5 protein-coding genes are annotated in these 7223 nt (G+C 50.2%); 1 reads left to right on the forward strand and 4 read right to left on the reverse strand.

Going from position 1 to position 7223, the window contains the following annotated elements; genetic code table 11:
* Positions 1 to 12 precede the first annotated feature (12 nt).
* Complete coding sequence (locus tag CSR04_RS06730; RefSeq protein ID WP_102795471.1) at positions 13 to 1278, forward strand: MgtC/SapB family protein; 1266 nt, start codon at positions 13 to 15, stop codon at positions 1276 to 1278.
* A 1-nt stretch (position 1279) separates the two neighbouring features.
* On the opposite strand, the gene CSR04_RS06735 is transcribed toward CSR04_RS06730, so the two are convergent.
* The 4 genes from CSR04_RS06735 to CSR04_RS06750 form a co-directional block, all read right to left on the reverse strand.
* Entirely contained in the window at positions 1280 to 2155 is an 876-nt protein-coding gene (locus CSR04_RS06735) for an ion transporter (protein WP_102795472.1), read from the reverse strand.
* 101 nt (positions 2156 to 2256) lie between these two features.
* Positions 2257 to 4371: a YgiQ family radical SAM protein gene (locus CSR04_RS06740; protein WP_245921433.1), complete on the reverse strand. Its 2115-nt coding sequence runs from the start codon at positions 4369 to 4371 to the stop codon at positions 2257 to 2259.
* 182 nt (positions 4372 to 4553) lie between these two features.
* Positions 4554 to 6317 (reverse strand): C4-dicarboxylic acid transporter DauA, encoded by a 1764-nt coding sequence (dauA, locus tag CSR04_RS06745; RefSeq protein WP_102795474.1) that lies wholly within the window; start codon positions 6315 to 6317, stop codon positions 4554 to 4556.
* Between the two features lie 150 nt (positions 6318 to 6467).
* A complete protein-coding gene (locus CSR04_RS06750) occupies positions 6468 to 7073 on the reverse strand; it encodes a hypothetical protein (RefSeq protein ID WP_102795475.1) in 606 nt (201 codons plus the stop codon).
* Between the last annotated feature and the right edge of the window lie 150 nt (positions 7074 to 7223).

Genomic DNA, 7223 nt, shown 5'->3' on the forward strand with positions numbered 1-7223 from the left:
TTTGGAGCATAAGTGCTGCTATCTGATAACCCAAACTCATTGATTTCCCTCGGCATATCCCTAGCCATTGGTTTACTCATTGGAGTGGAAAGAGGCTGGCGCTCACGCCAGTTGGCAGAAGGAAGTCGGGTAGCAGGGCTACGCACATTTGGCCTGACCGGCCTGCTTGGTGGCTGCGCTGGTTTACTCAGCGATTCGTTTGGCGCAAGCGCCTTTGCGGTTATTTTTATTGGCTTTTCCCTGGCTATCAGCGTTGCTTTTTGGACTAAACGCCAGGAAAGTCAGGATGTCAGTGCCACCAGTCTGGTTTCAATGCTACTGACCTTGGTGCTTGGCGCATTAGCCACCTCAGGCAAGGCCGACATGGCGGTGTCCGCGACAATTGTGATGGCGCTGTTGCTGCGTTACAAAGAACTGTTGCATGCCTGGCTTAAACGCCTGGAAGAAAAGGAACTGCAAGCCGTGTTGCAGTTGCTGCTGATCTCCCTGGTGCTGCTGCCGGTGTTACCCAATCAGGGCTATGGTCCCTGGCAGGTGCTGAATCCCTATGAAATCTGGTTGATGGTGGTACTGATTGCCGGTATTTCTTTTGTCGGTTATATCAGCATTAAACTGGCTGGCGCAGATAAGGGGATCCTACTTACTGCTCTCACCGCCGGACTGGCGTCATCCACAGCACTCACCCTGACCTATTCAAAACTCAGCCAAAAACAACCGCTGTTACAAGGGGCGCTGGCGGTGGGGATTTTACTGGCATGTTGCACTATGTTTCCCCGGGTTCTGTTGGTCGCCACTGTTATTAATCCGGCGCTCTTCCCTCACTTACTGCTTCCCATTGCTACTATGATGCTGGTAACACTTGGTTTTGCCCTGGCATTTTGGTTTAAACGTCATCTGACCCCACAAGCAGCCATCGAACATTTGGTCAATCCATTGGAACTTAAGTCTGCGATCGGCTTTGGACTGCTGCTGACCATTATCTTGTTGATTGGCCGGGCCCTCACTGAATATTTGGGCGATCAAGGGGTTTATTTATTAGCCATAGTGTCGGGTATTGCCGATGTGGATCCGGTTAACCTGACCCTGTCACGAATGAGCCTTGAACAAATCCCGTTAAGTTCGGCCGTAACCGGCATTATCCTGGCTTGTAGCACAAATACCCTGGTGAAAGCAGGAATTAGCGTGTCTATAGCCGGACCGGGCATGCTATGGCGGGTGTTTATTCCATTGCTATCGGCAGCGACGTTAGGACTAGGCATCGCCTACTGGCAAGCCTGACTCAGGGCACCACGCCACCACAATATTTACAGAAGCGGGCGTCCTGGTCATGCCCCTCTTCACCGCAATGGCGGCAGGCAAAATTTGTGACATCGCGGCGGTACTCTCGAGCCAGTTCTGCACTGTAAATGCCGGTGGGAACCGCAATAATCGCATACCCCAGGATCATCACCATCGAAGCCAGCATCTGGCCTAAGGGAGTTTGTGGGGAGATATCGCCGTACCCTACGGTAGTCAGGGTTACGACGGCCCAGTACATGGACTGCGGAATACTGGAAAAGCCGTGTTCAGGGCCTTCAATAAGATACATGGCCGCCCCGAAAATCACCACAAAGACACAAACGGTATATAAAAATACGGCTATTTTGGCTCTGCTGTTACGCATGGCCCGGATCAGGGCATGGGCTTCGCCCAGATATTCACCCAGCTTAAAGATCCTGAAGATCCTTAACACCCGCAATCCACGCACCACTAACAATGTTTGCGCACCGGTAAAAAACAGCGCCAGAAAGCTGGGCAGTATGGAAACAAGGTCCACAACACCAAAGAAGCTGGTGGCATAACGTATGGGTTTTCTGACACACAACAAGCGCAGCAAGTATTCAATGCTGAACAAAATAGTGAAAAACCACTCAGCCATAAATAACAGGGTACGGTAATTAAGATTAATCGCTGCGACACTGTCCAGCATGACCACCAAAATACTGGCGGCAATTGCTACAATCAGCAAGATGTCGAACCATTTACCGGCCGGCGTTTCCGCTTCAAAGATGATTTCATGCAGCGACTCACGCCAGGGAGATAGTGGCGCGCCCTGCATATATTTTTTTACCGGTTTAGGCCTGACAGGCGGATTCTTTTGTTCTTGTTGCTGCATAGCTGTCACTCAAAAATAAATTCGGCTTAATTGGTCAAGCTTGACTGACTTACCCGACAAAGTAAAAAGCGCCCGCAGGCGCCTTTTGACATATTTGATACTCAGCGTTGGCGGCTGCGCTGTCCTTCGCGTCCATTCGCTTGCTTGCTTTTTGGTTTGCTACCCGATTTTTTCCATTTTGGCTGTGGCGGCAAGCCGGTATGTTTGGTCAGCGCACGTTGGCCGTCTTTGCCCGGTTTTTGCTGACGTTCTTGCGCCGATTCCGGTGGTACCAGATGCTGCGGTCCACGCCCGATAAGATCTTCCCGCCCCATTTTCTTCAGAGCGTCACGGATTTGCGCAAAGTTCTTCGGGTCGTGATAACGCAGCATCGCTTTATGCAGACGACGATGGATCTCACCTTTTGCCGACACCACCTGTTCGCTGTCCTTGCTGACCTTTTTCAGCGAGTTCACACCACTGTGATACATAGTGGTGGCACTGGCCATTGGTGATGGATAGAAGTTCTGCACCTGATCCAAGCGGAAGCGGTTCTCCTTCAGCCAGATTGCCAGCGCCAGCATATCTTCGTCGCTGGTGCCCGGATGCGAGGCAATGAAGTACGGGATCAGGTACTGCTTCTTGCCTGCTTCTGACGAATACTTGTCAAACAGCTCTTTAAAGCGGTAGTAGCTGCCCATGCCCGGCTTCATCATTTTTGACAACGGTCCATCTTCGGTATGCTCCGGGGCAATCTTCAAATAGCCACCTACATGGTGCAGTGCCAGTTCTTTAACGTATTCCGGATCTTCCACCGCTAAGTCGTAACGTACGCCAGAGGCAATCAGGATTTTCTTAATGCCTTTGAGGTTTCTGGCCCGCCGATACAAATTAATGGTCGGTGCGTGGTTGGTGTCCATATGTGCACATATGGACGGGTAAACGCAGGATGGGCGCCGACAGGTTGCTTCGGCTTTAGGGCTTTTACACCGCAGCCGGTACATATTGGCAGTGGGGCCGCCAAGATCTGAGATCACACCGGTAAAACCAGGAACTTTATCGCGAATATCTTCAATCTCACGAATAATGGAATCTTCAGAGCGGCTTTGGATAATGCGCCCTTCATGCTCGGTAATGGAGCAGAACGAACAGCCACCATAACATCCGCGCATAATGTTGATAGAAAAGCGGATCATATCGTAGGCAGGAATTTTCGCATCCGCATAGACCGGATGCGGTACCCGCTGATAAGGCAGATCAAACACCGCGTCCATCTCTTCGGTTTCAAGTGGCATGGCCGGGGGATTGATCCAGATATGGCGATCACCGTGGCGCTGCAACAAAGCCCTGGCACACCCCGGGTTGACTTCCTGATGCAATACCCTCGAAGCATGGGCATACAGGGTTTTATTGTCCCGTACTACTTCAAAAGCCGGCAGTTTGACATAGACCTTTTCCCAGGGTTTACGCCGGTTATCCGGCTGGATGACAATGGGTTTAGCCTGAACCGGCTGAATGTTGACGCCATTATCGTTTACCTCGACATTGGATTTTTGCGAGTCACAGTCAGGCTCAATCTGATAAGGGCTGTGAATAGGGTCAATTTTCCCCGGTGTATCGAGGTGGGTAGAGTCAACTCCTTGCCACTCGGGCAGGGCCTGCTTAACGATAATCGCCGTGCCTCTGACATCCTGAATATCGGCAATATTTTCCCCCGCCGCCAGGCGGTGGGTGACTTCCACTAAAGGGCGCTCGGCATTGCCGTACATTAGCAGGTCGGCTTTGGCATCAAACAAAATGCTGCGACGCACCTTCTCAGACCAATAATCATAATGGGCAATCCGGCGTAAACTGGCTTCAATACCGCCAATAATGATAGGGACATCTTTGTAGGCTTCGCGGCAGCGCTGCGAATAGACTGTCACGGCCCGGTCCGGTCGCCTACCGCCAACATTGCCTGGTGTATAGGCATCGTCGTGGCGCAGTTTTTTATCTGCCGTATAGCGGTTGATCATGGAGTCCATATTACCGGCGGTCACACCGAAATACAGATTAGGTTTGCCCAGTGCCATAAACGGCTCTTTACTGGTCCAGTCCGGCTGAGCAATGATGCCAACCCGGAAACCATGGGACTCCAGCACCCTGCCTATCACCGCCATACCGAAGCTGGGATGATCCACATAGGCATCGCCGGTGACCAGAATAATATCGCAGCTATCCCAGCCAAGCTCATCCATCTCAGCCCGACTCATCGGTAAAAACGGCGCGGTGCCATAGCAATGCGCCCAGTATTTAGGGTAAGAGAACAGCGAGCGTTCGGCTTTGATGGTGGCTTGAACTGACAATGGGCACTACCGGTTGAAAAAAAGCGCGGCATTATACCGCAAATTATAAATTCATCTGCGGAATTTTTAACCAGTTATATTTTGTTTAACTCTGGCAACGCCGAATCCATCCGTTTTATGTCTGCCAGATTGTCCAGCGCATCCGCCAGGCTGGAATAGAAGGTCAACACACCAGCAATGGGTTTCACCCCGGCTTTCGCCAACGCCCTTAACGGCTGAAACTGCAAGTCGGCGATATAGATCTGGGTTTGTTTGCGCTGACACTGGCTGATGAGCTTATTCAGGGCAGCCAACCCGCCAGCATCCAGTATCGTCACACCGTCCAGATACAATACAAAGCCTTTATGGTCTTCACAAAGCGTGGAGAGCTCGGCAAAAATGCGATCGGCGGCAGCAAAAAACAGTGGGCCGTTAATTTTAAATACCGACCAGCCATCCGGCAGTGGTGAATTGACCAGCCTTTTACTCTGCGTGATATCGGTGATTTTGGTCATCTCAGCAATGTCTTTCACAAACAACATGGCGGCCAACAGGATCCCGGCCGTAATAGCGATCACCATGTCCAGCGCCACGGTCAATAAAAAGCAGGTCAGAAATACCCATATATCCGTACGAGGGGCGGTTTTAACAAGCTGAATTGCCTTATGTGCTTCGCTCATATTCCAGGCCACTACCAATAATAAGGCTGCCATCGCCGCCATGGGGACAAAGTTAAGTAAGTCTGTGAGCATCAACAGCGCAGCGAATACCGTAGCGGAATGAAACATCGCCGACAGCGGTGAAACGGCTCCGGCTCGTACATTCGCCGCTGAACGTGCCAATGCCGCGGTCGCCGTAATGCCACCAAAAAAGGGCACAATCATGTTGCCTATGCCCTGCCCTAACAACTCACTATTGGCACTATGACGCTGACCACTCATGCCATCCAGCACCACGGCACATAGTAAGGATTCGATTGCGCCTAACATGGCGATGGCAAAGGCTGCCGGCAACAGAGTTTTTACTAACTGCCAATCAAATGTTAATGCCTGCCAAACCTTATCAACATGCTGCCAGGGCCACTGAAATGTTGGAATAGCCGCAGGGATCCCCATTCCCACCGTACCGTCAGCCAGTGCGTAACTAAAGCGACTACCGATAGTATCAGTGGCAAAACCGGCCTGATGCATGGCAAAGGCAAGGACACTGGCAACCACCAATGCAGGCAGATGGCCAGGCAACGGCAGGCGCAAACGCGGCCAGACTATCATAATAAACAAGGTGACAGCGGCTACCAACAGACTGGGCCAGTGCATATCCGGTATGGCTGTTAGCAGCACCGGGATCTTATGGATAAATTCGTCCGGTAAGGACGCAAGTGGTAAACCCAACACATCCTTAACCTGTAATATGGCAATCACCAGTGCAATTCCACAGGTGAACCCCAATACCACTGACTCGGGAATATATTCGATAAATCGCCCTAACCTCAGTATTGCCATCATTACCAGTATGATGCCAGCAACAAAGGTGGTCAGCAGTAGTCCCACCAAACCATACTGGCTGGTAATAGGAACAAGTAACACAATAAAAGCGGCGGTTGGGCCGGAAATACTCAGTCTGGAGCCGCCACAAAGGGCAATCACAAAACCGCCGATTATTGCCGTATATAAGCCATGCTGCGGCGCCACACCACTGGCAATGGCCAATGCCATGGCCAGCGGTATGGCGATAATGCCAACACTCAGACCGGCCAACAGATCCTTGCGCAACTGTAAAAGGTTATATTCGCCACTTAGGCAAGTTTCACGAAAGGCATGGGCGATACGTAATGAAAACAAGTGCACCCGATAAGGCATACGACTTCCCGGTAACAATCAAAGGCTGTACAGATGCAGCTTGCTTATAAAGCGCTATAGTTGGAATTGACAGGTTATGAGCAGATTTCAAAAAGTGAAACTGCACAAAACATTATGCCAACCTTTCGTGCACAATATTGCTGCATCACATCACAACAATTTGACGGCCTTCAACGCATTTGTCAACGCCACTTCCCGGCCCTCCTCAGGCCAGCCGACCAATTGTGACACCAGTTTTCCATCATAAAAAAAATAAAACACAGGGGTATTCCACAATTGAATTTCGGGCCACTGGTCTTTGTTGTAAATATAATGCAGTTTAATTGGTGCAATTTCTTTGTTTGCAGCATGATAGCTTTCAATATGTAAATAGTCTCCAGGCGGAGAGACAAAGGTTGCGAAACGTGAAAATATCGCTTTATACATTTCTCTGTTTGGAGCATTTAACCAGGAAAGAAAGCGCTTTGATGGTGAACACATAGGAGAGCTCACAACCACTACATGCCCGTTCGGACCAAATTCAAATTTTCGATACAAAATGGACTGACGATTGTCATCTAACTCTAGGAACCCTCTTTCTGCGCTGATATTTTTTATCAGAGGTAAGGTTTCAGTGAATTGTAACTCGGGGTAACGCTTTTCCAGTTGGCGAGCTTCAGTGATAGCACGTCCCCTTATATAAGCTTTGTGAAGGGATGTCAGCAAATTAGATACAATGTCGCCCCTGCGCTGCCTGGCGAGAACAATCAACTCCATGGCCTTAACAAGCCTTGGATCCTGATAGTAAAAATTGACATGACGAATTAAATCAAAAATCTCATGTAAGTCTCAGGGCAAGAGCATGAATGCTCATTTTTCGAGCACTTCGCCCATACCGGCCACTAACACCCTCTCTAAATAGTCTGT

The sequence above is a fragment of the Bowmanella denitrificans genome, from assembly GCF_002887595.1.
Lineage (GTDB): Bacteria > Pseudomonadota > Gammaproteobacteria > Enterobacterales > Alteromonadaceae > Bowmanella > Bowmanella denitrificans.

Bases quoted from the DNA above. Each gene is read 5' to 3' on its own strand.
- CSR04_RS06750 (WP_102795475.1), bottom strand. From the start codon at position 7,073: ATGGAGTTGATTGTTCTCGCCAGGCAGCGCAGGGGCGACATTGTATCT.
- dauA (WP_102795474.1), bottom strand. From the start codon at position 6,317: ATGCCTTATCGGGTGCACTTGTTTTCATTACGTATCGCCCATGCCTTT.
- CSR04_RS06740 (WP_245921433.1), bottom strand. From the start codon at position 4,371: ATGGATGAGCTTGGCTGGGATAGCTGCGATATTATTCTGGTCACCGGC.
- CSR04_RS06735 (WP_102795472.1), bottom strand. From the start codon at position 2,155: ATGCAGCAACAAGAACAAAAGAATCCGCCTGTCAGGCCTAAACCGGTA.